The organism is Magnetococcales bacterium (assembly GCA_015228815.1).
GTDB lineage: Bacteria > Pseudomonadota > Magnetococcia > Magnetococcales > UBA8363 > UBA8363.
This window is the reverse complement of sequence record JADGCV010000005.1, coordinates 1-23,915: the sequence shown is the minus strand read 5'-3', so window position 1 is coordinate 23,915 and position 23,915 is coordinate 1. Positions and strand designations below refer to the sequence as shown.

General features: G+C 57.5%; 21 protein-coding genes. 8 read left to right on the top strand and 13 right to left on the bottom strand.

Annotation, left to right across the window (positions count from 1 at the left end; genetic code table 11):
• Positions 1-41: 41 nt before the first annotated feature.
• Both gap and HQL76_03145 read right to left on the bottom strand, forming a co-directional pair.
• Positions 42-1,049, bottom strand: a complete 1,008-nt coding sequence (gene gap / locus HQL76_03150; protein ID MBF0108158.1) for a type I glyceraldehyde-3-phosphate dehydrogenase — start codon at positions 1,047-1,049, stop codon at positions 42-44.
• Between the two features lie 221 nt (positions 1,050-1,270).
• Positions 1,271-3,886, bottom strand: a complete 2,616-nt coding sequence (locus HQL76_03145) for a bacteriohemerythrin (GenBank protein MBF0108157.1) — start codon at positions 3,884-3,886, stop codon at positions 1,271-1,273.
• Between the two features lie 705 nt (positions 3,887-4,591).
• On the opposite strand from HQL76_03145, the gene HQL76_03140 reads away from it, so the two are divergent.
• Both HQL76_03140 and pyrF read left to right on the top strand, forming a co-directional pair.
• The gene (locus HQL76_03140) at positions 4,592-5,158 is read left to right on the top strand and encodes a DUF488 domain-containing protein (protein MBF0108156.1); all 567 of its coding nucleotides are present in this window, start codon (positions 4,592-4,594) and stop codon (positions 5,156-5,158) included.
• Positions 5,159-5,185: 27 nt separating this feature from the next.
• The gene (pyrF, locus tag HQL76_03135) at positions 5,186-5,917 is read left to right on the top strand and encodes an orotidine-5'-phosphate decarboxylase (GenBank protein ID MBF0108155.1); all 732 of its coding nucleotides are present in this window, start codon (positions 5,186-5,188) and stop codon (positions 5,915-5,917) included.
• Positions 5,918-5,956: 39 nt separating this feature from the next.
• On the opposite strand, the gene HQL76_03130 is transcribed toward pyrF, so the two are convergent.
• The 6 genes from HQL76_03130 to HQL76_03105 form a co-directional block, all read right to left on the bottom strand.
• The gene (locus HQL76_03130) at positions 5,957-7,978 is read right to left on the bottom strand and encodes a tetratricopeptide repeat protein (GenBank protein MBF0108154.1); all 2,022 of its coding nucleotides are present in this window, start codon (positions 7,976-7,978) and stop codon (positions 5,957-5,959) included.
• Between the two features lie 86 nt (positions 7,979-8,064).
• On the bottom strand, positions 8,065-8,457 hold the full coding sequence (locus HQL76_03125; GenBank protein ID MBF0108153.1) for a hypothetical protein: 393 nt from the start codon (positions 8,455-8,457) through the stop codon (positions 8,065-8,067).
• A 32-nt stretch (positions 8,458-8,489) separates the two neighbouring features.
• A complete protein-coding gene (locus HQL76_03120) occupies positions 8,490-8,954 on the bottom strand; it encodes a chemotaxis protein CheX (GenBank protein ID MBF0108152.1) in 465 nt (154 codons plus the stop codon).
• Positions 8,947-10,716, bottom strand: a complete 1,770-nt coding sequence (locus HQL76_03115; GenBank protein ID MBF0108151.1) for a proline--tRNA ligase — start codon at positions 10,714-10,716, stop codon at positions 8,947-8,949. The genes HQL76_03120 and HQL76_03115 overlap by 8 nt, the downstream gene beginning before the upstream one ends.
• Before the next feature lie 119 nt (positions 10,717-10,835).
• Positions 10,836-11,111 carry a hypothetical protein gene (locus tag HQL76_03110; GenBank protein ID MBF0108150.1) on the bottom strand — a complete coding sequence of 92 codons (276 nt, stop codon included), beginning with the start codon at positions 11,109-11,111 and terminating at the stop codon, positions 10,836-10,838.
• Entirely contained in the window at positions 11,108-11,977 is an 870-nt protein-coding gene (locus HQL76_03105) for a GTP cyclohydrolase I FolE2 (GenBank protein MBF0108149.1), read from the bottom strand. Before HQL76_03105 ends, HQL76_03110 begins: the two co-directional genes overlap by 4 nt.
• Before the next feature lie 181 nt (positions 11,978-12,158).
• Between HQL76_03105 and HQL76_03100 the strand changes: the two genes are divergently transcribed.
• Entirely contained in the window at positions 12,159-13,070 is a 912-nt protein-coding gene (locus tag HQL76_03100; protein MBF0108148.1) for an NAD(+)/NADH kinase, read from the top strand.
• Between the two features lie 48 nt (positions 13,071-13,118).
• Here HQL76_03100 and HQL76_03095 read toward each other — a convergent pair whose 3' ends face one another.
• Positions 13,119-15,245: a tetratricopeptide repeat protein gene (locus tag HQL76_03095; GenBank protein ID MBF0108147.1), complete on the bottom strand. Its 2,127-nt coding sequence runs from the start codon at positions 15,243-15,245 to the stop codon at positions 13,119-13,121.
• 397 nt (positions 15,246-15,642) lie between these two features.
• Between HQL76_03095 and HQL76_03090 the strand changes: the two genes are divergently transcribed.
• Entirely contained in the window at positions 15,643-16,941 is a 1,299-nt protein-coding gene (locus tag HQL76_03090; GenBank protein ID MBF0108146.1) for an adenylosuccinate synthase, read from the top strand.
• 91 nt (positions 16,942-17,032) lie between these two features.
• Here the strand turns inward: HQL76_03090 and HQL76_03085 are convergent, their stop codons facing one another.
• The 4 genes from HQL76_03085 to HQL76_03070 form a co-directional block, all read right to left on the bottom strand.
• Positions 17,033-18,094, bottom strand: coding sequence for a methyltransferase domain-containing protein (locus HQL76_03085; protein ID MBF0108145.1), 1,062 nt, complete (start codon positions 18,092-18,094; stop codon positions 17,033-17,035).
• A gap of 203 nt (positions 18,095-18,297) precedes the next feature.
• Positions 18,298-18,510, bottom strand: a complete 213-nt coding sequence (locus HQL76_03080; GenBank protein MBF0108144.1) for a hypothetical protein — start codon at positions 18,508-18,510, stop codon at positions 18,298-18,300.
• Positions 18,511-18,742: 232 nt separating this feature from the next.
• Positions 18,743-20,332 carry a peptide chain release factor 3 gene (locus HQL76_03075; GenBank protein ID MBF0108143.1) on the bottom strand — a complete coding sequence of 530 codons (1,590 nt, stop codon included), beginning with the start codon at positions 20,330-20,332 and terminating at the stop codon, positions 18,743-18,745.
• A gap of 57 nt (positions 20,333-20,389) precedes the next feature.
• Positions 20,390-20,551 (bottom strand): hypothetical protein, encoded by a 162-nt coding sequence (locus HQL76_03070; protein MBF0108142.1) that lies wholly within the window; start codon positions 20,549-20,551, stop codon positions 20,390-20,392.
• A 257-nt stretch (positions 20,552-20,808) separates the two neighbouring features.
• On the opposite strand from HQL76_03070, the gene HQL76_03065 reads away from it, so the two are divergent.
• From HQL76_03065 to HQL76_03050, 4 genes are all read left to right on the top strand, one after another.
• On the top strand, positions 20,809-21,495 hold the full coding sequence (locus HQL76_03065) for a GAF domain-containing protein (GenBank protein MBF0108141.1): 687 nt from the start codon (positions 20,809-20,811) through the stop codon (positions 21,493-21,495).
• Between the two features lie 224 nt (positions 21,496-21,719).
• Positions 21,720-22,319, top strand: coding sequence for an XTP/dITP diphosphatase (locus HQL76_03060; GenBank protein MBF0108140.1), 600 nt, complete (start codon positions 21,720-21,722; stop codon positions 22,317-22,319).
• Between the two features lie 53 nt (positions 22,320-22,372).
• Positions 22,373-23,590 carry a sulfate adenylyltransferase gene (gene sat, locus HQL76_03055; GenBank protein ID MBF0108139.1) on the top strand — a complete coding sequence of 406 codons (1,218 nt, stop codon included), beginning with the start codon at positions 22,373-22,375 and terminating at the stop codon, positions 23,588-23,590.
• 61 nt (positions 23,591-23,651) lie between these two features.
• Positions 23,652-23,915 (top strand): 4Fe-4S dicluster domain-containing protein (locus HQL76_03050; GenBank protein ID MBF0108138.1); only part of this gene is annotated, 264 nt, incomplete at its 3' end.

Genomic DNA, 23,915 nt, shown 5'->3' with positions numbered 1-23,915 from the left:
CCGAAGGGTGCGTCTTTTCATTGCGCGGATCGGACAGACAATCAACCAGCGACCTTTTTCATATGGAGAATCAGGTCAACGACACGATTGGAATAGCCCCATTCGTTGTCATACCAGGACATGACCTTCACGGTGGTGCCACCGGTGACGCGGGTGCAACCGCCATCGACGATGGAGGAACGGGGGTCGCCCTGGAAGTCCACGGAGACGAGGGGCTCGTCGGTGTAACCCAGGACCTTGTTGTCCGCCGCCTGCCGAAGGGCCTCGTTGACTTCCTTGACCGAAGTGGCCTTCTTCACCTGCATGACGGCATCGACGATGGAGACGTTCGGGGTGGGGACGCGAATGGCCAGACCGTCGAATTTGCCCTTCAGTTCGGGCATGACCAAGCCAATGGCGGCAGCGGCACCGGTCTTGGTGGGGATCATCGACACGCCGGCGGTACGGGCACGGCGCAGGTCGCTGTGCGGGGCATCGACCAGTCTCTGGTCGCCGGTATAGGCATGGGTGGTGGTCATCAGGCCACACTCGATGCCAAACTTCTCGTGAATGACCTTGGCGAACGGGGCCAGACAGTTGGTGGTGCAGGAGGCGTTGGAAACCACGGAATGCTCGGCGGGGTTGAATTCGTGTTCGTTGACACCCACGACCATGGTCTTGACATCGCCGGTGGCGGGGGCGGAGATGATCACCCGTTTGACCGAACCGGTCAGGTGCTGGCCGGCATCTTCCTTCTTGACGAAAAACCCGGTCGATTCGATCACGAATTCCACGCCATTTTCACCCCAGGGAATCTTGGCGGGTTCGCGCAAACCATAGACCGCAACCCCTTTGCCGTTGCAGCTGAACCCCTTCTCGGTCTCGGCGACTTCACCACCGAACACTCCCATCACGGAGTCATACTTCAGAAGATGGATCAAGGTGGCCTTGGGCACCGGATCATTGATGGCGACAACCGAGACATCCTTGAATGCCGGATTCTTTTGAATCGCACGGAAAACACTGCGTCCGATACGGCCAAAGCCGTTGATGCCAATCTTGATGGTCATTACTGCCTCCTTGCGCTTTCTTGACAGGTTTGGGGACTGATTCCGGTGGATGACCGGCGTCCCTAATGGTCTTGTTCAACCAAAAACGGATTAATCGTTACCGATGTGCTCCTTGATAGATTTCCAACCTCCGTTTGTCAAGGAATCCCGACATCGCCCGCCATTTTTTCCCGGCGATGCCGTGACCCAGGCCACGGCCCCCCCATGGCCCCGGACACGATTTAGAAAACTCCCTTCGACTGGAGAAAGACGGCATAGGCACGGTCCTCCATGGAGATATGCTGTTCCATCCAGTTTTTCAGGAAGGAAAGGAATTCGGCAGAGCCTGGCAAGGAACCGCCATGAAGTCGTTCCTGGAGATCCTTGACCTGAAGGGCCATCCCGCGATGCACTTGACGATGCCTTGGCAATTCGGGGAAACCATATTGTTCCATCAATCGTTCCTCCGCCTCGAAATGGTATTCGGTATAATCGACCAGGGCGGTCATGGCGGCGATGAGCGATCCTCCGGACTGTCCCGAACGAAGGATGGCGACGATGCTGTTGCCGATTTCAAACAACCGCTTGTGATGGACATCCATGGCGGCGATGCCGGTGGCATCCTCCTCGCGCCATTGGAAGGCCAGGGTATCATCGCCATCACAATAATTCTGCATCGTTCGGGCCTTGTAGGATTCGATCAGCTTCCAACGGACGATCGGAATGTCCTTGAGCAGGTCCCCCCGGATCCGAAGCACTTCCGTCTCCTCCAGAGCCTCGACCCGATGCAGGGCCGGCATGCCGAAGATCGCCCCCTCTTCCCCAAAGAACCGTCCGGATTCGAGGACTTCCATCCGTTCTCCCCCGAGAAACCGACGCATTTTTCCCCGCTGAACGACATTGAGAAACCCGAATTCCTCCTCGGGCAGGGATGCTCCCGGAGCCACAATGCTATGGGTAAGGCGGGCAATGATGCCCGCCATGACCGGATGGGACAACCCTTCATCGAACAGATCCATCGATTCGAAAAACGACCGCAGGGTCGCGGTCCGTTCGATCTGGTCGAACAATCCGTTCTTGTGAACGATCTGCTGATACAGGCCGGATGAAATCTTCATGGCGGTGACATAACTGGCCGCCCGAAACGTCAACTGCGCGGGGACCTGGGTCAGGGCGGACAATTCACCGATCAAAGCGCCCGCCATCAGACGGCTCAGACGGTTTTCACCCGGAAATATTTTTTCCACCAATCCCGAAAGAATCAGCAGCACATCCGAGGAAACCTCCCCCTCCTTGAGAATGATCGCCCCCGGATTCATCGTCACCACATCATTGTTAAGCAACATGCGCAGATGATGAAACGGAACCCGGGAAAAATGGCTCTGCAAATATTGGAACGCCAGACGGCGGGCAAAATCGTTCTTGCCCGAAATCAGCACATCGCAAATACCAAAGGGAGCGGACGATCCGATCTCCTTTTCGACGGGGGTGGGTCCACTGGATGAATGCGCCAGAACGATCCGGTCGGAACGGTCATGGCGAAAATCCTCGGCGCACCCATGGATCATCCCCCCGCCAATATCGATCTTCTTCAGGTTCAATGGGGCCAGATAGCCCGCCTTGGTCTTTTCGTAAAACGAACGCCGGATCCCAGGGGCCTGGGGATCCTCGGTGATCATCTTTTCAAGGACCCCCAGGGAGACGATGTCGGCAAAATGGCCGTAGGTGCAGTAGCCACTCGACCAGAGGGTGCGAAAAACAAAAACAGTCGTCTCCAGAGGATGCGGCGAAAAAATCGGTTTGACCTCCAACCCCTGGATATCGGTCCACTGATCCAATGGCAGGTCGCGACAATCGAAAAAATCGCGAAACTGATTTTCCTCCATGGACAGCAAGGCCGCGAGTTTCTTTTCCACGGTCATGCGCACCAGCGGGGTGGCATAATATTTTATCTTGTGCTCCGAACGCATCAACGTGGTGATACCGGCGAAATGATCGTCGTGGGCATGGGTATGAAACACCCCCTCGATTTCATTGATGCCGATTCCCAACGCCGTCAGATTGAAATAAAGATTCGGCCCCGCATCGATCAGGTAAATTTTCCCCTGGAACAACAAAACACTCGACATCGTTGGACGGTTGACGTCCCAACCATCGCCGTCCCCCGAATGAATGATCGCGAAATAATCCCTGGGAATGCTCTGGAATCCCAGGGGATAAGGCGGTTCATAGCGGTCCTCGCCATACAGGTTGAGGTCCACATGGACACTTGCGCCGCGATAAAAAATCTCGAATTCGTTGACTGCCAGTCGTTCGATTTCAACCCCGTTGCGTATTTCCCTGCGTCCCCGATCAAGAATGCAACTGTCGAGCAACATGTGGGAAGGCTTGATCTGACCAAACGCGAAACGGGTTTTCAGTCGCATCATTTCCCGGGCCGTCTCTTCGTCGATCCCCGCCTGCTCGATCTCCTGTTGCGTGACCAGCCCGTAATTTCCCCGGAAAATATATTGCATCTGGGCGTGAACCTGCTCGCCCAAACCAATGAGCAGTGGTTTCAGCCCCGTATTGTTGGGATGGTTGGGAATGATCAGTCCCTGTTTGTAGAGCATTTGCAGGACTGGAAATTCGGCCAGATTGGAAAATTCACCATGCTGGATCATGACATCCGACAGAAGAATGGCATTGGGCCCGGTTTCACACATCACCCCTTCGATCTCACGCTGAATGATCAATCCCCGCTTCATCAGATGCTTGACGCAATCGGCGGGACATCCACAGAGAATCTGTAATCCGGCTTCGGGAATCTCGACCCAATAGACACCTTTGATTACGGGTATTTTAATAATATGATCCATCTTTCGTTCTCCCGGATGCCTTGAAGCGCATGGGTGATTGAACATTTGTAAAACCAAATCTTCGATCCGATATTAGCAGAACCGATTCCACGAATGCACAGTCTTTCCTTCGCCCTCCCGCGCCAACCCGACCGCAAGACCAGGCATCCATCGGCGCGATCCGATCGGATGGCAGGGCGTCAAACAACCATTGTGGCATCCGCCCATCGCCATCCCTCTCGGAAAAATCGCAAAGTCAACCCCTGGAAAAACACCGACACTTCCCCACCGATGCCACAAGCGAATCCCACCCCATCCCATACCCACCGCGCCCCTTTGGGAGCCCCACCCTTCCCCCTCCCATCCCCGATTATAACAAGCTGAAATTATTATAATACATCATGGACTTATTTTTTTTTCGCTGTTTCCTTGTATCCCGTTTGCGAATGGCGTAAAAAAGCCCGATCGAAGTGGTTGTTCCCGGCATTTTCAAAGTCCCGAATACGCCGATGGCCCGGCGCCGGAGCCAGCGTGTGAATCATGGATGTCTCCGCCATGAAACACTCGTATCATCCATGAATCGGGTACGAAAATTATACAGGTGATCAAAATGCACCCCTCACGCATGCAACATCGAGCAACGGGATGGCATTTCAGGCGCGGGAAGATGTTTCTTCGACGGAACGGAAACGATTTTTTCTTGCCGTAATCAAGGGGTCAGAATTCATGAATTCCAGGTGGCAGACGATTTATACCATCGGCCATGGCGGTATGCCGTTGGATACCTTCATCGAAATACTCACCTATATCGATGCCCAGACGCTGATCGACATCCGCTCCAATCCCAACGCCTCGGACTACCCCTTCTGGTTCCACGAAACCAATCTCAGACCGGTCCTCAACGACATGGAAATCATTTACCATCTGGGGGGACAGCACCTTGGAGAACGAACCCCGATGCACATCGACCGCCATTGGGGTCTCCAGACGCCTGACAAAATGGCCTATGCCCATCACATGGAATCAGGCACCTTCGCCACCGGCATCAAACTCCTGCTCAACCTTTCGTTTCGTTTCGGAACGGTGATCATGGGGGCTCCCATCCATCCCAGCCAATGTCATCGATCCCTGATCGCCGACTATCTCACCTTTCAAGGACACCGCGTCATCCATCTGGTCGAAGGGCAGAGCTTCATCGAACACCAGCCGCATCCGACCCTCCGAAGGGGAACGCACCCCCTGATCTACGATCAACAACCTTCCTCCGTCCAAAATTACATGCCGCTTCACTGACATGTCCTTCCCCTCCAGGAATATCCGATGAAACCAGACATTCCACTCAAGGACCGGATCATCTTCGCCCTCGACGTGGACAGCCCCGAGGAGGCGCGCAACTGGCTGGATCGCCTTGATGGATACGTTGGCTTCTACAAAGTCGGATTGCAGCTTTTTCTGGCGGGGGGGCTGGGGCTGATCGAAGAAATCGCCCAACGCGGCCACAAGGTCATGGTGGATCTGAAACTGTTCGACATCGACAAAACGGTCGCGTTGGCGGTGCGCGAACTGGCGAAGCGTCCGGTGACCTATGCCACGGTTCATGGCCCCGAATCCATCGTCCGTGCCGCTGTTGCGGCGCGGGGATCGGTGCGCATTCTGGCCGTCACGGTCCTGACCTCCTTCGACCGTCACGACCTTGACGACCTGGGTCTTGCGGGAGTCGAGGTCGAACAGCTGGTCTTAAGTCGCGCCCGGCGGGCCATTGCCGCGGGGTGTGACGGGGTGGTCGCCTCGGGGCTGGAGGTGTCGCGCATGCGTGCCGCGGTCGGCGACGGCTTCCTGATCGTCACCCCGGGGATTCGCCCCGGATCGTTTTCCGACCGCGACGGTGGCGACGATCAAAAGCGAATCGCCACCGCCCGCGCCGCCATCCATGCCGGAGCCGATCATGTCGTCGTCGGTCGTCCCATCAAGGATGCCGCCGATCCCCTGGCTGTCGTTTCCATGCTGCAACGGGAAATCGTCTCGGGTCTCGACAGCCGGCATGGATCATGACCAAAACAAACACCAAAACCAATCATCCGGTACTTCCGCTCAGCCACCATGATTCAGGGCGACCAGGCGTTCCAATTCCCGTTCCAACCCCCGGATCGGTTCGGGATCCTCGTAGAGAACATGTTTTCGCTCGGCGATCGACCGTGTGACCGATGCACGAAAGGCCGGATCCTTCCCCAAACGAACCGCAATGGCGATGTAGCGCTCCAGGTTTTCCGCCTGGGTTTCAAAAAGCCCCAAACGCTTCAGAATTCCATGGGTATGACGACTGCGAAACATCTCTCCCGGCAGGGTGACAATCGGTTTGTCCAGGGCGAGCGCTTCCATGCTGGAATTGTTGCCGGACCACGAAATCCCGTCGAGAATGATGTCGGACTGCCGGATCAACCCAAAAAAACGGTACAGATCCATCTTCGGGAACAGACGGCAATAGTGTTCATGGTCCAAGTCGTAGCGGGAAAAAACCCTCTGCAATCGCCGCCGAAAAACGCTGCCGCTCCCTCCCCCGACATCGATAAACCAGAAACGGGCCTGGGGAAACGCGCGGGCGATGGCGGGATAGACATGATCGTGTCGTGGCAACAGTTTGATCAGGTTTTGCAGATTGCAATAAACCACCGTACCCTCCTCCCGCTCGGCGCCCGGGGGAATGATGGCATGTTCGACCCTGGGGGAGGGATAGCAGTGGGCCAGGTGTGGCAGGCGAATGAGCGTTTCGCTGTAATGAGCCGCCGCATGTTCGCATTCCATATCATCACTGCTCAGGAAATAGTCCATGTTGGCAAGGCCCGAAGTGATCGGATGCCCCCCGGCATTGCACTGAATCGGTGCCAACCGCAGCGCGGATACCAGATTCAGTGATGGATCCATCCCCAGATCGGTATAGATCAGGACCTCGGGAGCGACCTCGCAAATGGCTTCGATCAGACGGGAACTCCGATGCCCAATATCGTGAAAGACATCGCATTCGCGCATGATCGACCCGAGGTATTCGTCATGAACGGTCCCGGTATAGAACACACGGACGAAAAATCGTCTCCTGTCGAGACGGGTGATGAAGCGGGAATGGGTTTTGAATACGGAATGGCCGTACAAAAAGGAAGAAACAAAGGCGACATGAATCCGCCCCTCATGAAGAACGGCGGGAGGCAACGGTCCCTCATGGCCCGGATAAATCCGATGGGCCAGTCGCGTCAGAAGTGCCCCCTGGACCTTCTGTGCCTCCAGATCATTGCCCCCCTGATAGTGAAGATGGAAATTGGTCGTCGATTCACAAGCGTACCGCGCTTCTTCCAGTTCCACTTCCGAAGCGGGAAAAAAGGTGCGTTGCAGTTCGTCCACCCCCGCCATCCAACGTTGCCTGGCGCGTATCATCTCCTCTTCGTCGGCAAACAAGGTGGGCAAAGCCAGATGCAGCGCCCATCGCGCACGCAGATAGTCGGGTTTGAGGGTTATTGCGCGTGAAAAACAGGATACCGCCTCCTCGATTCGATTGTCGAACTGCAAGGTGAGTCCCAGACTGAAACAGGCCTTCCAGTGTCCGGGATCAAGTTCCAGAGTTCGCAGCCAATGATGCACTGCCTGCGCATCCCGTCCCGTTTCCCGGTACACCGTGGCCAGATTGTAATGCACCTGGGGAAAAGCCTCCTTGAGCGCCAACACCTGTCGATACAGCGACTCCGCGCGCGACAGGTCCTTTTGTTCCAGCATGGCATTGGCCAGTTCCGCCAGAAACTCCGGGTTGTCGGGTTCGAGCCGAACCGCTTTTTCAAGACACGCCACCGCCGCCAAACACCGTCCCAGGGCGTGGAGCGATACCCCAAGGTGATACAGAGTTTGCCCCTGTTCGCCCCCCTTGGCGATGGCGCGGCCCAAACGAAAAACCGCATCCTCATGGCGTCCAAGGTCCTGGGCCGCCAATCCCCAGAGATGCCAGGCATCGGAAAAATGGGGGAGAACCCCAACAACCTCCGCATAAACAGTCTCGGCGGCGGCGACATCACCCGATTCGTGAATCCGCAAAGCCTGCCGCAACCGAATCATCAGGTTTTCTTTTTCCATCGGATCCCCGATTCCCAATCAACCCTTCCGGGAAATGCAAACCCGAATCAAGCCTGCCTTCCGATCGCCCTCAAGACGCGCCGCCGTCAGCCCCCTTCGCGGATGCGTTGGATCTCCTTCTCGATCAAGGAGGCGGCAATATCGGGAAGGATGGAAACCACCATGTCCCGAATCGTTTGCCGGGCCATCGAATCGATTCTCGGTTCAAGCCAGTCCCGTACCGCCTCCGCCAATTCCCCTGGGGGCACCCGTCGCAGTTCCTCATCCCGCAAACGGGCGATTTCCTCACGGATCAAAGGTTCGGCGATACTGGGCAACATGCCGCGCACCCACGCCCGTACCACATCCCGGGTCGAATCAGGAAAAATCGCGTCCACGCGCGCCGCTTCCGAAAACGCATCCCGATTTCCCCGACCGCCATTCTGCATCGGATTCCGATGCAGATTCCGGGTCCGATTCCGCTCCTGATCCCGATTCATGCGTCCTCCCCAAAGGTCATGCCCGCCCGCCTTCAGGCAGGATCGGTACGGTGAATTTCACAGAAAAAGCCCATCCCATCGATTTCAAAGTGGCGACACAACCTGTGGGAAGGCTGCTGGCCCGCGATCTGGTGGTTTTTCCCCTGAATCACCATGGGCGGGGTCAGAGTGATCGTCCCGACCAACCCCTCGATCCGGGTCTGCACCCCTCCGGCGATCATATTGGCCATTTCACCAAACGCATCCTCCAATTCCTGGTCCCACGATTCACGGGTTTCACCCAACAAAGCCCCAGCCAATCGCAGGGAAGCGTTCAGGGATCCCCCAAGTCTGAGGCTGCCGTTCAAGCCGCCACCGTAACCAACGATGGCACTGAAATCGGCTGTCTGAAGGTTGCCCTGGACCTCGAACGGTCCGATGCCAATATCCGTGAACAACATGGTCTGGGCGATTTCGGTCACGGCATCGGACAGTGCCATCGACAAAAGGTCATTCATGTTCCGGGACTTCCACGGATCGAAGATGGGTGTCGTCGCCCGCCGTATCCGCCGCCGCCCGAATCCGGGCACGCAATTGGGCCACGACGTCCCCCAGAGGGACTGATACTTTTTCCGCGCCGCCGCGCTGCTGAATTTCGACCGTCCCCTCCTTCAGGGAGCGTCCGCCGATCAATGCGCGAAAGGGGATCCCCAGGAGATCGGCATCCTTGAATTTGACCCCCAGTCGCTCATCCCGATCATCGACGAGCGACTCGATGCCCCCCCGAAGCAATTCCCGCTCCACATCCTGGGCAATGCGCATCGATTCTCCGTCGCGAGGATTGACCACCACCAGTTCCACCGGGAACGGTGCCAGGGAAAGAGGCCAGACGATGCCATTGTCATCATGATTCTGCTCGATGGCGGCAGCGACGATCCGCGAAACACCGATTCCATAACATCCCATGATCGGTGTCCGTTCGCGCCCCTGGGCATCCTGAACCGTCACCTTCAAGGCCCGGGTATATTTATCGCCCAGTTTGAACACATGGCCCACCTCGATGCCCCGGTCCAGCCGCAGCGTCCCCGCGCCGCAACGCCCGCAACGATCACCCGCCACGACATTGCGCAGATCGGCCCAGCGCGGAACCGGACAATCCCGCCCCCACGCAACATCGACATGGTGCCATCCCTCGATGTTGGCCCCGGCGACGAAACCGGACAGATTCCGCAACACCGAATCCGCCACCATCGGCAACCGTCCCGCCACCGGTCCCATCGATCCGACGGTAACCCCAGCCCATCGTTCCGCCTGTTCCGGTTCCGCCAGATGGACCACGGTCATCCCCAGGGCGCGCGCCGCCTTGACAAGATTGAGTTCATGGTCGCCGCGCAACAACAGTTGAAACGCCCCTTCATCCCCCGCCACCACCAAGGATTTGACCGTTTTTTCAAGCGGCACCCCCAGAAAGGAAGCGACTTCCTCCATTGTTTTTTGTCCGGGGGTCTCAACCGCCCGAAGCGGCGGCGACATTTCGTCCACTTCGGTCATCGCGGATACCGGCGTCCCCTCCGCCTTTTCAAGATTGGCTGCGTAGCCGCACCCGTCACAGGAGACGATGACATCCTCGCCACTCTCGGCCAATACATGAAATTCATGGGAAAAAGCCCCGCCGATGGCCCCTGTGTCCGCCTCGACGGCACGGTAACGCAGGCCACAGCGGTCAAAGATGCGCCTGTAGGTCGCCACCATCGAACGATAGCTTCGTTCCAATCCCTCTTCGTCAAGATCGAACGAATAGGCGTCCTTCATCAAAAATTCCCGTCCGCGCATGATGCCGAAGCGCGGACGGACCTCATCGCGGAATTTGGTCTGAATCTGATAGAAATTGGCGGGAAGGTCGCGATAGGAGCGAAGTTCCCGGCGGACCAGATCGGTCACCACCTCTTCATGCGTCGGGCCAAGACAGAATTCCCGCCCGCCGCGATCCTGAAAGCGAAGCAGTTCAGGTCCATACACCTGCCATCGTCCCGACTCACGCCACAATTCGGCGGGCAACACTCCGGGCATCAGTATTTCCTGGGCCCCCGCGGCGTTCATCTCCTCACGGACGATTGCCTCCACCCGGCGCAACACCCGCAACCCCAGGGGAAGCCAGGTATAAATCCCCGCCCCCAGTTGCCGAATCAAACCAGCCCGCAACATCAGGCGATGGGACTCCACCCGCGCCTCGACCGGATTTTCCTTCAATGTGGGAATCAATGTGGCGCCAAAACGCATAGCCCCTCGCTCGTGTTCGCGACGTGTTGATGTTCCAGGAAACAGCCGCCTGCCATTCGATAAATTTATTCTTCATCGTGTCAAGACATGAAAAAAACGCCAACCCCGAATCCGGATCATCATGGAACATTCCGCCGGTATCCTGACCATTCACTCCAGGCATGACGGTTTTCGCAAATGATCCAATCGATCTCTTCCGGCCCCAGGCTGGAAGTTCCCCGGAACTCCATGGAATCGAGAAGTTCCAAAACCTGTTTGGCGTTGCTTTTTCCAGCCATATCCTCCACTGGTTCGAGAACCGTCACCACGGCTCGCCGTCTCTCGGCAAGGAACAGGGGCTCCTTCAGAACCACGATGCCATCAACACCGATCTCGGCCTCGACCGACTGAATCATCGCTGTCTCCTTTCCCCGAAGGCATCCGAACCGTAACGTAACAGGTCCCGGCTTTCTTTTTTTCCGCCCCCTTCCAGGAAGGCATAGGCCGAATGGTTGTGAATCGACTCGAAATTTTCCGATTCCACGGTAAACCAGGCAATTCTGGAATCTTTTTCCAGTTCCGCCGCGACAGCGCGAACCATGTCCTCCACGAACATCGGATGATCATAAGCCCGCTCGGTGACATATTTTTCATCGGGCCGCTTGAGGATGGCGTACAGGGGACACGAAGCCTGACGTTCCACCAGTTCGATCACCTCCTCGACCCAGACGAAACGATGAAAGGAAAGATTGACCGTGACATGGGAACGTTGATTGTGGGCGCCTCGTTCCGAGATTTCCTTGGAACAGGGACACAGGGTGGTCACGGGGATCACCACGCCCAGGGTCATGCGAAAATCGTCGCCGCTCTGGATGCCCGAAAACCGGACCTGGTAGTCCATCATTGCCTGGGCCCCGGTCACCGGGGCTTTCTTCTGGATGAAGAACGGAAATTCCAGATCGATGTGCGCCTCTTCGGCGTCGAGATGGTCGCGAATTCCCTGAAGGAGATTGGGAAGGTTCTCGACCGAGACCGCCTGATCATGAGCGCTCAACACCTCCAGGAAACGCGACATGTGCGTCCCCTTGAACCGGTGCGGCAGACGGACATACATGTTGACCGAGGCGATCGTATGTTGATTGCCCCGGCTGCGGTCGCGAACGATGATCGGATAACGTATATTCTTCACCCCGACCTTGTCGATGTCGATGCGGCGACTGTCGCCGCGACTCTGGACATCGGTCAATGGCGCGGAATCGACGGTTGTGGCTTGAAGGTTCATCATTATGATCTTGCATCGGACGTTTGATCACGACCCCGGACCGCATCACATGGACCGGCGATGACGGGAATTCATTGGCATTTCCATGAAAAAAGGGGCATTGTATGCCCCAACCGGCCTTCCGGCAAGACCACAACATCCGTTTCAACCATGGCAAAGCCCCAAACCCCAGGGAACCGTCATGAAAAACATCGGCATCATCACCAAACGTTCCGACCCCATGGCCCTGGAGGCCAGTGCGCAACTGGCCTCGTGGGTGCATGAGCAGGGACTCAAGGCAACCGTCTCCATCGAAACCGCCCGTGATGCGGGAATCGATGAAACCATCGCCGATGGGGTGCCACAGTCGAAGATTCCGTCCGAGTGCGATCTGGTGGTGGTGATCGGCGGCGATGGCACCTTCATTGCCGCCACCCGTGCGGTCGGCGACCGCAACACCCCCCTGATGGGGGTCAATGTCGGACGGCTCGGCTTCCTGACCGAAGTGGTCCGGGACAACATGATCGCAACCCTGAGCAGCATTCTCGAAGGAAAGTTCCGCGAGGAATTCCGGACCTTGCTCGATGTCGTGGTCATCCGTAACGGAGAGCAGGTTCTCAAGACCCGGGTTCTCAATGACGCGGTCGTCCACAAGGAGGCCCTGGCGCGAATGATGGAATGCGAAGTGGCCATCGACGACATGTTTGCCTTCTCGACCCGGTCGGACGGTCTGATCCTCTCCACCCCCACCGGTTCCACCGCCTACGCCCTCTCGGCGGGAGGACCGATCATTCATCCCGCCCTGGACGCCATTCTTCTGGTCCCCATCTGTCCCCATACCCTCGCCAACCGCGCCATCGCCGTCCCCGGCACCGGTTGCGTCACCGTCACCCTGGCCCGGGATGGGCTGGATCGACTGCTGACCCTGGATGGTCAGGCAGGATTCGCCCTCTTCGACAACGACCGGGTGCTCGTGCGGCAATCGCAGCATAAACTGCGGGTGTTGCATGCCATGGACCGTGACTATTTTTCCGTTCTGCGCGACAAGTTGCACTGGTGGGAAAACCCCGCCTACCGCCACCATCCCCTGAGAAACACCCCCTCTTCCGAATGATGGGACATGACCCGTGAACAATCGAACAGACAACTCTTTGGATACCCTTCAACGAAGATTACGGATACGCTTCTGGACGAACCCGCGCAAGCGCGAACTCAAGTCGCCGCTTGCCAGCGCCTTCTCGTAATAACGCAACGCATTGGCCGGTTCATTGAGTTTTTCCAATGAAATGGCCATTCCCATCTGCCAGATTCCCCGTTCGGGATGAATCCGCAACAAGGCTTCGTAAAGATCGACTGCCTTCCAATGTTCCTCCTGCCTCTGGTAGAGGGCGGCGAGAAACGCGGAAAAATTGGGATCGGCGTTGGCCAGTCCACGGCTGTCCCGACCCGCGACCGCCGGTTTGAGGACCGCCAAGGCTTCGGCCGGACGCCCTCCTTCGACATGGATGCGCGCCAGACGTTGACGTGCCAGGAGATGGTTCGGATCCCGTTCCAAAGCCCGTCGATAGAGTTCCATCGCCGAGGAGACATTTCCTTTATTCTCCGCTTCGTTCGCCTGGTCGTACAAAGCTTGTCCCTCGGACGCCCCTCCGTTGGCCCCGTCCTGGGATGTATCGCCCACCGCGGCAACCTTTTCCGGCCTTGCCGGGACCTGGTCCTTTTCACCAGAGGGTTCCTTTCCACCACCGGTCCCCTGCCCCGCGGCCACGTCACCAAGCGCCACCGAATGGTCCGCGGTTCGCGCCAGATCCACCTTCAAATCCATCACCGGCGTCGAACCCGTGGACGGACCGGCAGTCCCCTTGTCCATTATTTCCCCGATCCCCACCTTGGGACGCCCATCTTCCGACGACAACACGACCGGTCCCAACTCCAATCCCTTCCCGGATTCAGCTTTCCCGGATTCAGCCTTCCCCGGTTCCGATACCGGGACAACCGCCGGCATGGCAGCCCCCCCGGTCATTTCGGGTCCGGGACGATTCGGCGTCGCGGCCCGGTCCATCGCTCCCGATGACGCCAAAGCCGGTCCCGTATCCGCCACACCCGCGGTTGCCACCGTTTGGGAAGATGACGGCGGCATTTTCCCGAAGGCGGAATCCCCGCCGGCTGCCGCCCCTGCCTCCTTTGCCCCTGGCGCGAAAGACTTTGCGACCGGGATACCGGTTTCACCCGACGCTTGTGCCTCCTTGATCTCCCCGGGTTCCGGGAAGGGTGTTCGACTTTCTTTTCCCTGGACAACGATCGGAGCCTGAGTTGGCGGAGCGAAGGAATCGCTCATGGCAACGTAGCCATCACTTTTTTCCCTGGCATGAAAATCATCGAGAAACCGCCGCGCCTCAATGATACTGTCGAAGCGGCCAATGCGGACGCTTTGCCACAATCGGCTCGGATCCTTGATCCCATACAATTCGAGCAGATAGGCATCGTATCCCTTGCGCCGCCACAGAGCCGCCTGTTTCAATGCGCTTTCGCGATCCAGAAAGGCGCCGACCTGAATGGAATAGCGAAACGGCATTTCACTGCGGGTCATTTCCTGTACCCGTCCGGTAATTTTCTGACTCCCCCCCTCTTCGACCGTATAGACCCTGCCGGAATCGCGATCCTTGGCATCCCCCTCCGACTTCCGCGACGATAAGGAATCCCCCTGTCCCGGCTGAACGACCCAGGCAGACGGTTTGGCGGTTTCGGATGGCACCGAGGTCCCGACCGGAGGCACTTGCCGGACCGGAATGGATGGGGCATGCACCGGCGCATCGACCAGACGTGCGGATTCACCGGACGCGGAAACGGAAGGGTCGGAAACGCCGAAGCGGTCCATCAAGGGACTTCCCTGGGGCCGGGTCGGTTGTTGCGGATAGAGTTTGAGATCCACCTCCATCCTTCGTCCCCGAACCACCTGAAGGTCCAACACCAGGTCGTGATAACCGTATTTCTTGAGTTCCAGTCGATGGGTTCCCGGTTCCCAGGCGAATCGGGCCGGCGTCACGCCGACGAAATGGCCATCCATGAGAATTCCGGCCCCGGGAGGATCGGTCACCGCGTGGATGGCCCCCTCCCCGGAACCGTTGGTCCCGGCAGCCTGAAACGCCCAGGCACTCCCGGAAACATTCCATGCCAACAGGGCCAGCAGACCGGCCAGCCCCCAGGAACGGATCGAACTCCATCGCCCTTTCCTTCCGCACGGATCCGCCGCGACTCCGACCTTCAATGCCAACCACGGACGATTCATCGCAAACTCCATCGGTCCCTATCGACGCATCCGAACCTGTCTGGCCACCGTTGCGGACTGTCCCATGAACGCAGCCACGGGTCAATTTTCTGTCGCCCGCCCATCGGGGCGAAACGGCCCTGCGGACACGAATGTTGATAAAATCATTGTCTTTCAATATTTTAAAGTTAACGGACACACTTCGGCGATCGATTTGACAATCGGCTTAATGCAATTAATGGACCATTTTAATCATGCCTCTCACCCCACCAGATCGCCCACGCGAAATCGACAGTCGCGAGGAAACTGGTCCAAATTACAATAATATTCAACCATTTGAAAAAAAAATTTCCAACCCTCGCAAATTGGTTTATAGTCGCGAAAAACATTAATTTGGACGCAGGGAGTTCCGGGAACAATGCCAAATGTCGTGATCGTTGGAACCCAATGGGGAGATGAAGGCAAGGGAAAGATCGTCGATCTTCTGACCGAATTCGCCGACGCGGTGGTCCGATTTCAAGGGGGACACAATGCGGGACATACTCTTGTCATTCATGGAAAAAAGTATGTCCTGCACCTGATACCTTCCGGGATTGTGCGTGCCAACAAGCGGTGCCTGATCGGCAATGGTGTCGTCCTCGACCCCGGGGCGCTCATCGAGGAAATCCAGCATCTGGCGGAAATGGGGGTCACGGTCAACAGCAATCTGTTCAAGATTTCAGCACAGGCCAATCTGATCATGCCCTACCATCGCGAACTGGATGTCGCCCGGGAAAAGCGGAAAGGAAAAGGGAAGATCGGCACCACGGGACGGGGCATCGGACCCGCCTACGAGGATCGCGCCGCCCGGCGCGGCATTCGTCTGAGCGATCTGACGAACCGACAGGCGTTCGAGGCAAAATTGCGCGACAACCTCGCCTATCATAATTTCATGCTGGAAAATTTCTACGACGCCACCACCTTCACCTTCGAAACCATACGCGACGAAACGATGCGGATGGCCAATATTCTATCCCCTTTCATCGAAGATGTGGGACAGTTGCTGCATGAAGCGATCGGTCGGGGAGAATCGATTCTTTTCGAGGGGGCCCAGGGGACGATGCTCGATGTGGAACATGGCACCTATCCCTACGTCACCTCATCCAACACCGTCGCCGGCAATGCCGCCATCGGTTCAGGGATCGGTCCCATGGCCTTGAACCATGTCCTGGGAATCACCAAGGCCTACACCACCCGTGTCGGAAGCGGCCCGATGCCGACCGAACTCAAGGACGCCACGGGAGAACACCTGAGCCAGGTGGGGCACGAGTTCGGCGCGACGACCGGCAGAGCACGGCGTTGCGGCTGGTTCGACGCGGTGGTGGTTCGCCACGCTGCCCGGATCAATGGCCTGAGTAGCATGGCCCTGACCAAACTTGATGTCCTGGATGGATTGGAAAAACTGCGCATCTGCGTCGCCTACGGACGCAATGGCAGCACACTCCGGACCATGCCCGCCGATCCCTCGGTTCTGGAAGTCTGCGAGCCGGTCTACGAGGAAATGCCGGGGTGGAAAGGATCGGTTGCCAATGCCCAACGGCTGGAGGATCTTCCCCCCGAAGCCCTGGCCTACATCCGACGACTGGAAGAACTTACCGCCGTCCCCATTTCCATTCTTTCCACCGGGGCCGACCGGGACCAGACCCTGATCATCGATAACCCATTTGACCACGGGTAGGCTCGCCCGGAAGGATGGCACTGCCCGGAGCGCCCCCGATGGGATCCACCTCCCACCGGAACGGTCGCTCCATTCCGGGTGGCGCCGTCACTCAGCAACAACTCCCGCCAACACCTGATTCCTTCTCCTTTTTTTCATGGGAGGAGGCGCAATCGAACGGTCCGTAGTGGGTCGATCGGTCGCCATGGACGGTAAAATGGGAGCGATAGCGGGTTTCCTGAATCATCGAGGCGGTATTGCCGCAGACCAGCATGGGTTTTCCGGTATGAAAGCGGTGATGATCGTCCAGGTCGAAGAAATGGGGGGCATCGGCAAGGGTTCCATGGTAGATGGCCACCTGCCCGTAATCCTCGCAAAGGTCTTCCAACGATGACAGTTTGAAGGCGCGAATGGTCACCGAGTGAAAATCAACCATGCCGATGACCCGTTCCACCTCGGGACGCTTCAGGTTCAGAGGCCGGGATTCGACAACGCGGTAGTCCAGACACCCGAACGTTCGCAACAAGCGGCGGAAATCCTCGCGATACATGGCCCCGGCGAGGCACTCCCCGCGAAGGACCGGATCGTCGAGAAAACGCTCCGGCACCCGGCGACCGGCGAAAACATCCGAAAAAAACAATTCGCCGCCCGGTTTCAGGATCCGGAAGATTTCGCCGAAGACGGCCCGTTTGTCCGGCGACAGGTTCAAAACGCAATTGGAGATCACCACATCGACGCTGGCATCGGCAATGCCCAGAAGGGCAAGGTTTTCGATCCGTCCCAGGTGGAAGGTCACATTGGGCCGGGCATACCCGAAACGCTGCATCTGGGAGGAAAGATTGGATCGGGCGACGGTCAGCTGTTCCTCGGTCATATCCACGCCAATGACGTGTCCCCCAGGCCCCACCAATTGCGCGGCGACATAGACATCCCGTCCCGAACCGCAACCAAGATCCAGAACGGTGCAGTTCTCAAGGGCCGGGGGTAATGGCGAACCGCATCCATAGAAACGGGCCAGTACCTCATCGTTGACCCGTTCCAGGGCGGATTTGACGCTCGGGGCCAGGGATCCATCGCCAATACAGCAGGCGCTGGTCTTGAGATCCTGGGTCCCTTGCAAAACCGTCCCGTAATACCATTTCACTTCGTCGGGATTCAGGTCATGGTCGCTCAATGCAATCTCTCCACACAGTTACGTAATCGTTCACCACCCCCTCTCCCTTTGGGAGAGGACCGAGATGAGGGCAAACAAAAACTCCATGATTCAAAGATCTGTCGCGATTTTTAACGCACATTCCCTCCCCCCCCCTCTCCCAAAGAGAGGGGGGGGAACGATTACGTCTGAACGGGTACCTATGTTGGTGTCTAAAACGTAATTCACGACCACTCGTTCCGGCTACGTGCCTGATAGGCCAACGGCGATTCAGTCAGGTTCACTGTGCCCACATAACGGGACAGGTCAACTTCTTGGACCGGCGGGGATTGTATTTTGAGTTGCCGTTCGATCCGCAACCAATCATCGTAGTCAATCTGGACAGCGATGGGTTTGTGTTCCTCATCGGTAACCAGTTGTTTTCGAACGATCCGCATGGGAGCCTCTCCAGGATTACGTCATTCCTGATGGTTCTGAACGATTGCCGTCGCACAAACTTCAAGGTATCAAACGTCGCTGTCGTCATGGCGAACTCCTTTTCATTCGAGTATATCAGAAAAAATCTCTCCCTGATACGCACCCCACAAAGAGAGTCGCAATTAAAAAACGCACTTCGGATTTGAAAGCCTGACAACCGGGACAACGACTCGCGCTCCATCGAAACACAGATCACCAAAGCTGTTCGCGAGTCGATAGAAAACGCAATAAAGGCCATTCTCGCGCGGCATTCTCCAACCGCCAGGCATTGCGGGCCAGATAGACCGGCAGTCCATCATGATCTTCGGCCATGTCCGCGACGTTGGCCTCGGCAAAGGCCTTGACCTTTGCCGCATCATCGCCATCGACCCAGCGCGCGGTGAAAAAAGGGGTCGAATCGAAATGAACCACCATTTCATATTCGGTCCGAATCCGATCCGCCAATACCTCGAATTGCAACGCCCCGAGGACGCCGACGATCCAATCGGACCCCAAACGGGTCTTGAATACCCGCGCCGCCCCCTCCTCGCCCAACTGGATCAACGTCCGTCCCAAATGTTTGGTGCGCATGGGATCATCGGGACGGATGCGTCGCAACAATTCCGGGGCGAAACTCGGAACCCCCGTGAACCGGAGCGTCTCCCCTTCGGTCAGGGTATCGCCAATGCGCAGCGCCCCATGATTGGGAATACCGATGATGTCCCCCGCCCACGCCTCTTCCAGGGTCTCCCGCTCCCGGGCGAGAAAAATCATGGGATTGTGAACGTTGACACTTTTTCCGGTCCGCTGATGGATCAGTTTCATGCCGCGCCGGAAATGCCCGGAACAAAGGCGCAGGAAGGCGATGCGGTCGCGATGCTTGAGGTCCATGTTCGCCTGGATCTTGAAGACGAACCCCGTCACCGTCTCCTCGCCGGGATCGACCAGCCGTTCCCGTGCCGGCTGCGGTCGGGGGGGAGAGGCCATCGTCGCCAGCCCGTCGAGGAGTTCACGGACGCCAAAATTGTTGACGGCACTGCCAAAGAAGACCGGTGAAAGATCGCCACGCAAAAAGGATCGGGTATCGAAGGGGGGACACAACCCCCGGGCCATGAGGACATCATCGCGCAAGGCGTTCCAGGTGTCTTCCGAAAGAAGCGACCCCAGAATGGGATCATCCAGACCGCGACAGGGAATGGCCTCGCGCATTTCCGAGCCGTCGCCCCGCTGCATGAACATCAACTGGTCGTGAAGGATGTCGTAACAGCCAAGAAAATCACGTCCCATGCCGATGGGCCAGGAGGCGGGCGTCACTTCGAGGGCCAGTTGGTTTTCGATTTCGTCGAGCAGCTCCAGGGGACTGCGTCCATCCCGGTCGAGCTTGTTGATGAAGGTGATGATGGGAACATTGCGCAGGCGACACACCTCGAACAATTTCAAGGTCTGGGATTCGATCCCCTTGGCGGCATCGAGCACCATGACGGCGGTATCGACGGCTGTCAGGGTGCGGTAGGTATCCTCGCTGAAATCCTCGTGTCCGGGCGTGTCGAGAAGATTGAACACATTGCCTTCATGCTCGAAGGTCATGACCGAGGCGGTAACGGAAATTCCCCGCTCCCGTTCGACCTTCATCCAGTCGGACCGGGCGCGGCGCGCCTGTCCGCGGGCTTTGACGCGGCCCGCCATCTGGATGGCGCCGCCGAAGAGAAGCAGTTTTTCCGTCAGAGTCGTCTTGCCGGCATCGGGATGGGCAATGATGGCGAAGGTGCGCCGGTTGCCATAAACGGGAGAAAGATCCTTCATGTCGCCGGAACCCCCTTTCGATGATCACCCGCGATGGCCACGACCGACATCGTCGCGCTACTTGATCAAGACATCGCTCACCAGGCCGAACGCATACTCCACCCCGTGGGAAATGGCAACGGCCAGCGTCATGGAACCGCCGATGGCGGTCATCATGATCAGGGATTGACGCAGAGATTCCTTGATGCCCGGCACGGCAAACGATGTCTGTTCGTTCATGGAGAGACTCCCCGAAAAGCGTGATGGCGCGAAAGGAAACGACACTCAAGGTCTCCCATTGCATTTATCCAGCCAGGAGTTCCGACCAGACCAATGGCGAATTTTCCTTAGTTCCATCCCCAAACCGGGTTAACATGATGGGTTGTCCGTGCTCCAATCGCAGCCTTCACCCGTGCGACACCCCGGAAACAACCGCGCGGCCAGGGGGCGCATCGCCGCGAAGGGCAGCACTGCTCGAAGGTCGGACGGAGGGGAACATGATCAAGAAACAGGAATTGGGACAACGCCTCAAGCAACTGGTCGCCTGGCAGGAGTGCATCAACAAGAACTGGCATCCCACCCAGAACCGGGAACTGCTCGAATTTTTCATGGAAATCCTGGCGTCGGCCCTCGACGCCGAACGGTGCAGCATTTTCATTCACGATCCGGTCAGCGATGGCGTCTGGCTCAAATGCGGCACCGGACTGGAAGAACGCGCCATCGTCATCCCCAAGACCGGCTCCAACGTCGGCAAGGTGATCGCCACCGGACAGTCGATCAGCATCACCACCGAAGAGGAAAAATCCAGTTTTGCCCGCAAAGTCGAAATCGTCACCGGATTCACCACCCGGAACATGCTCTGCGTTCCGATCAAAAGTCCCAATCGCGATGAAATCCCGGGGGCCATCCAACTGCTCAACAAGAGGGGAACGACGGCAAACGAGGGGTTCACCGAAGCGGATCGGATCGTTCTCGAAAAGGCGGCGCGACACCTGGGCATGGTGATCGAAAACATCTACCTGGGTCAGGAATTCGTCGAAATCACCGGAAAACTGACGGGACGCATCGATGTGGCGGAATGGATCATCAAGCTGTGGATCGGTTTCATGGGGGTCGTCATCGCGGTGGCCTTCGGAATCATCATCTATTTCACCCCCCACATTCTCCATATTCTTCAGCGATGAAACGGGGAAAGTCGCACCAGAATGAATACCCGGTCCATCGGTCCCGAAAAAAATCCCCTCGCCCCTTCACGGTATCTTGACACGGTCGGCATTCCCATTCACATTTGCCATGATTAACGATGCATGGTCAAACACGGGTTCGGGCCAACCGCACCATCGCGGCATGCGACCGGGTGGCCGTGTTCAGGGACAAAACTTAAAGATCGGCGACACGGTATCATCCATTGGAAATTGTCCTGGCAACGCGCAACAAGAAAAAAGTGGAAGAGATTCGACGCATGTTCATGGGAACCGGGATCACCTTTCTCGACCTGAATGATTTCCCCGACAGCCCCGACGTCGAAGAAAACGGCGCCACCTTCACCGAGAATGCCGACATCAAGGCCTGCGCCATCGCGCGTCACACCCGGAGGCATGCCCTGGCCGACGATTCGGGTCTGGTTGTTGATGTCCTCGATGGCGCCCCCGGCGTCCATTCGGCGCGGTACGCCGGGGTCGGGGCGAGCGATCGACAGAACCTGAACCTTCTGCTCGACAACCTGAAAAATCACGGCGGCGCCGATCGCAAGGCGCGATTCGAGTGTGTTCTGAGCCTTTCCGACCCCCAGGGGCAGGTTGCGCATTTTTCCGGATCGGTCTCTGGATTCATCATCGATGCCTCGCGCGGCGACAATGGTTTTGGTTACGACCCGGTTTTCGTCCCGGAAGGGCATCGCCAGACCTTCGCGGAAATGTCCCCCCGTGAGAAGGATCGGCTCAGCCACCGCGGACAGGCCCTGGCCCTTCTGGAACGGTCGCTGACCCGGAGTCCGCCCTCTTCTTGACTGGGGCGAACGTTCAACGAACCAACACGTTTTTCATTGGAAGGAGTTACATCATGTCCAAACTGGTTCCACCTCATGGCGGTGGAGAACTCAAGCCCCTGTTGCTGACCGGCGCCGCTCTGGAAGCCGCCGTCAAGAAAGCCCATGGGTTGGAATCCCTGAGAATCTCTTCCCGCGAAGCGGGGGATCTGATCATGCTGGGGATCGGCGCCTTCACGCCGTTGCCCGGATTCATGAACAAGGCGGACTGGGAAGGAGTTTGCCGGCACACCAAACTGGCCAACGGCGTGTTCTGGCCCATTCCCATCACCCTCTCGACCACGAAGCAAAAGGCGGATACCCTGGGCATCGGTCAGGAAGTCGCCCTGATCGATGATGAAACCGGAGAGATCCGCGGCATCATCAAGGTCGAAGAAAAGTACACCATCGACAAGACCCTGGAATGCCAGAGCGTGTTCCAGACCACCGATGCCGCCCATCCCGGGGTCCAGATGGTCATGGGACAGGGGGATGTCAACATCGGCGGTCCAGTCCAGGTTCTGTCGGAAGGAGAATTTCCCGCCAAGTATCCGAACATCTACATGAAGCCCGCCGAAACCCGGGCCTTGTTCGAAAAAAAGGGCTGGAGCAAAATTGCCGCCTTCCAGACCCGCAATCCGATGCATCGTTCCCACGAATTTCTCGCCAAGATCGCCATCGAAACCCTTGACGGAGTTCTGGTTCACTCGGTCCTTGGAAAACTCAAGGCGGGAGACATTCCGGCGGAGGTTCGCGCCGAGGCGATCAACGTCCTGATCGACAAATATTTCGTCAAGGATACTGTCGTTCAGGCGGGTTATCCGATGGACATGCGCTACGCCGGACCCAAAGAAGCGCTGTTGCATGCGGTCTTCCGTCAAAACTATGGCTGTTCGCATCTGATCGTCGGTCGGGATCATGCGGGTGTCGGTGATTATTACGGGCCATTCGATGCCCAATACATCTTCGACCAGGTTCCCGAATCGATGCTGCAAACACGACCGCTCAAGATCGACTGGACGTTCTATTGTTACAAGTGTCAGGGAATGGCCTCGATGAAAACCTGTCCCCATGGCAAGGATGATCGTCTGCTGCTGTCGGGGACGGCGCTGCGCAAGACTCTTTCCGAAGGCAAGGAACCGCCGGCTGAATTCAGCCGACCGGAAGTGGTCAAGATTCTCCAGGCCTATTATGCCGGTCTGGAGGACGAACAAAAGGTGGAGATCAAGCTCAACAAGGCTGCGACCGGCTGAAATTGGTGGCCGGGAAGCAGACAGTCATTCAACTCACTTTCGAAATTTGGAGGGGCATCCAATGCCAAGTTTTGTAATCCAGGATAAATGTGACGGATGCAAGGGCCAGGACAAGACGGCCTGCATGTATATCTGCCCGAACGACCTGATGAAGCTGGACAAGGCCCGCATGAAGGGGTTCAATCAGGAACCCGAGCAATGCTGGGAGTGCTATTCCTGCGTCAAGATCTGCCCGCAACAGGCGATCGAGGTCCGCGCCTATCATCCGTACCGGATGCAGGACGTTGCGTACTTCCTGGGGGATGTCGCGGAACTCTTCGTCCAG

Coding starts and splice junctions, on each gene's coding strand:
- HQL76_03115 (MBF0108151.1), bottom strand. CDS start 10,716: ATGCGTTTTGGCGCCACATTGATTCCCACATTGAAGGAAAATCCGGTC.
- sat (MBF0108139.1), top strand. CDS start 22,373: ATGTCCAAACTGGTTCCACCTCATGGCGGTGGAGAACTCAAGCCCCTG.
- gap (MBF0108158.1), bottom strand. CDS start 1,049: ATGACCATCAAGATTGGCATCAACGGCTTTGGCCGTATCGGACGCAGT.
- HQL76_03080 (MBF0108144.1), bottom strand. CDS start 18,510: ATGCGGATCGTTCGAAAACAACTGGTTACCGATGAGGAACACAAACCC.
- HQL76_03110 (MBF0108150.1), bottom strand. CDS start 11,111: ATGATTCAGTCGGTCGAGGCCGAGATCGGTGTTGATGGCATCGTGGTT.
- HQL76_03120 (MBF0108152.1), bottom strand. CDS start 8,954: ATGAATGACCTTTTGTCGATGGCACTGTCCGATGCCGTGACCGAAATC.
- HQL76_03140 (MBF0108156.1), top strand. CDS start 4,592: ATGAATTCCAGGTGGCAGACGATTTATACCATCGGCCATGGCGGTATG.
- HQL76_03125 (MBF0108153.1), bottom strand. CDS start 8,457: ATGAATCGGGATCAGGAGCGGAATCGGACCCGGAATCTGCATCGGAAT.
- HQL76_03105 (MBF0108149.1), bottom strand. CDS start 11,977: ATGAACCTTCAAGCCACAACCGTCGATTCCGCGCCATTGACCGATGTC.
- HQL76_03145 (MBF0108157.1), bottom strand. CDS start 3,886: ATGGATCATATTATTAAAATACCCGTAATCAAAGGTGTCTATTGGGTC.
- HQL76_03070 (MBF0108142.1), bottom strand. CDS start 20,551: ATGAACGAACAGACATCGTTTGCCGTGCCGGGCATCAAGGAATCTCTG.
- HQL76_03065 (MBF0108141.1), top strand. CDS start 20,809: ATGATCAAGAAACAGGAATTGGGACAACGCCTCAAGCAACTGGTCGCC.
- HQL76_03095 (MBF0108147.1), bottom strand. CDS start 15,245: ATGAATCGTCCGTGGTTGGCATTGAAGGTCGGAGTCGCGGCGGATCCG.
- HQL76_03100 (MBF0108148.1), top strand. CDS start 12,159: ATGAAAAACATCGGCATCATCACCAAACGTTCCGACCCCATGGCCCTG.
- pyrF (MBF0108155.1), top strand. CDS start 5,186: ATGAAACCAGACATTCCACTCAAGGACCGGATCATCTTCGCCCTCGAC.
- HQL76_03090 (MBF0108146.1), top strand. CDS start 15,643: ATGCCAAATGTCGTGATCGTTGGAACCCAATGGGGAGATGAAGGCAAG.
- HQL76_03075 (MBF0108143.1), bottom strand. CDS start 20,332: ATGAAGGATCTTTCTCCCGTTTATGGCAACCGGCGCACCTTCGCCATC.
- HQL76_03130 (MBF0108154.1), bottom strand. CDS start 7,978: ATGGAAAAAGAAAACCTGATGATTCGGTTGCGGCAGGCTTTGCGGATT.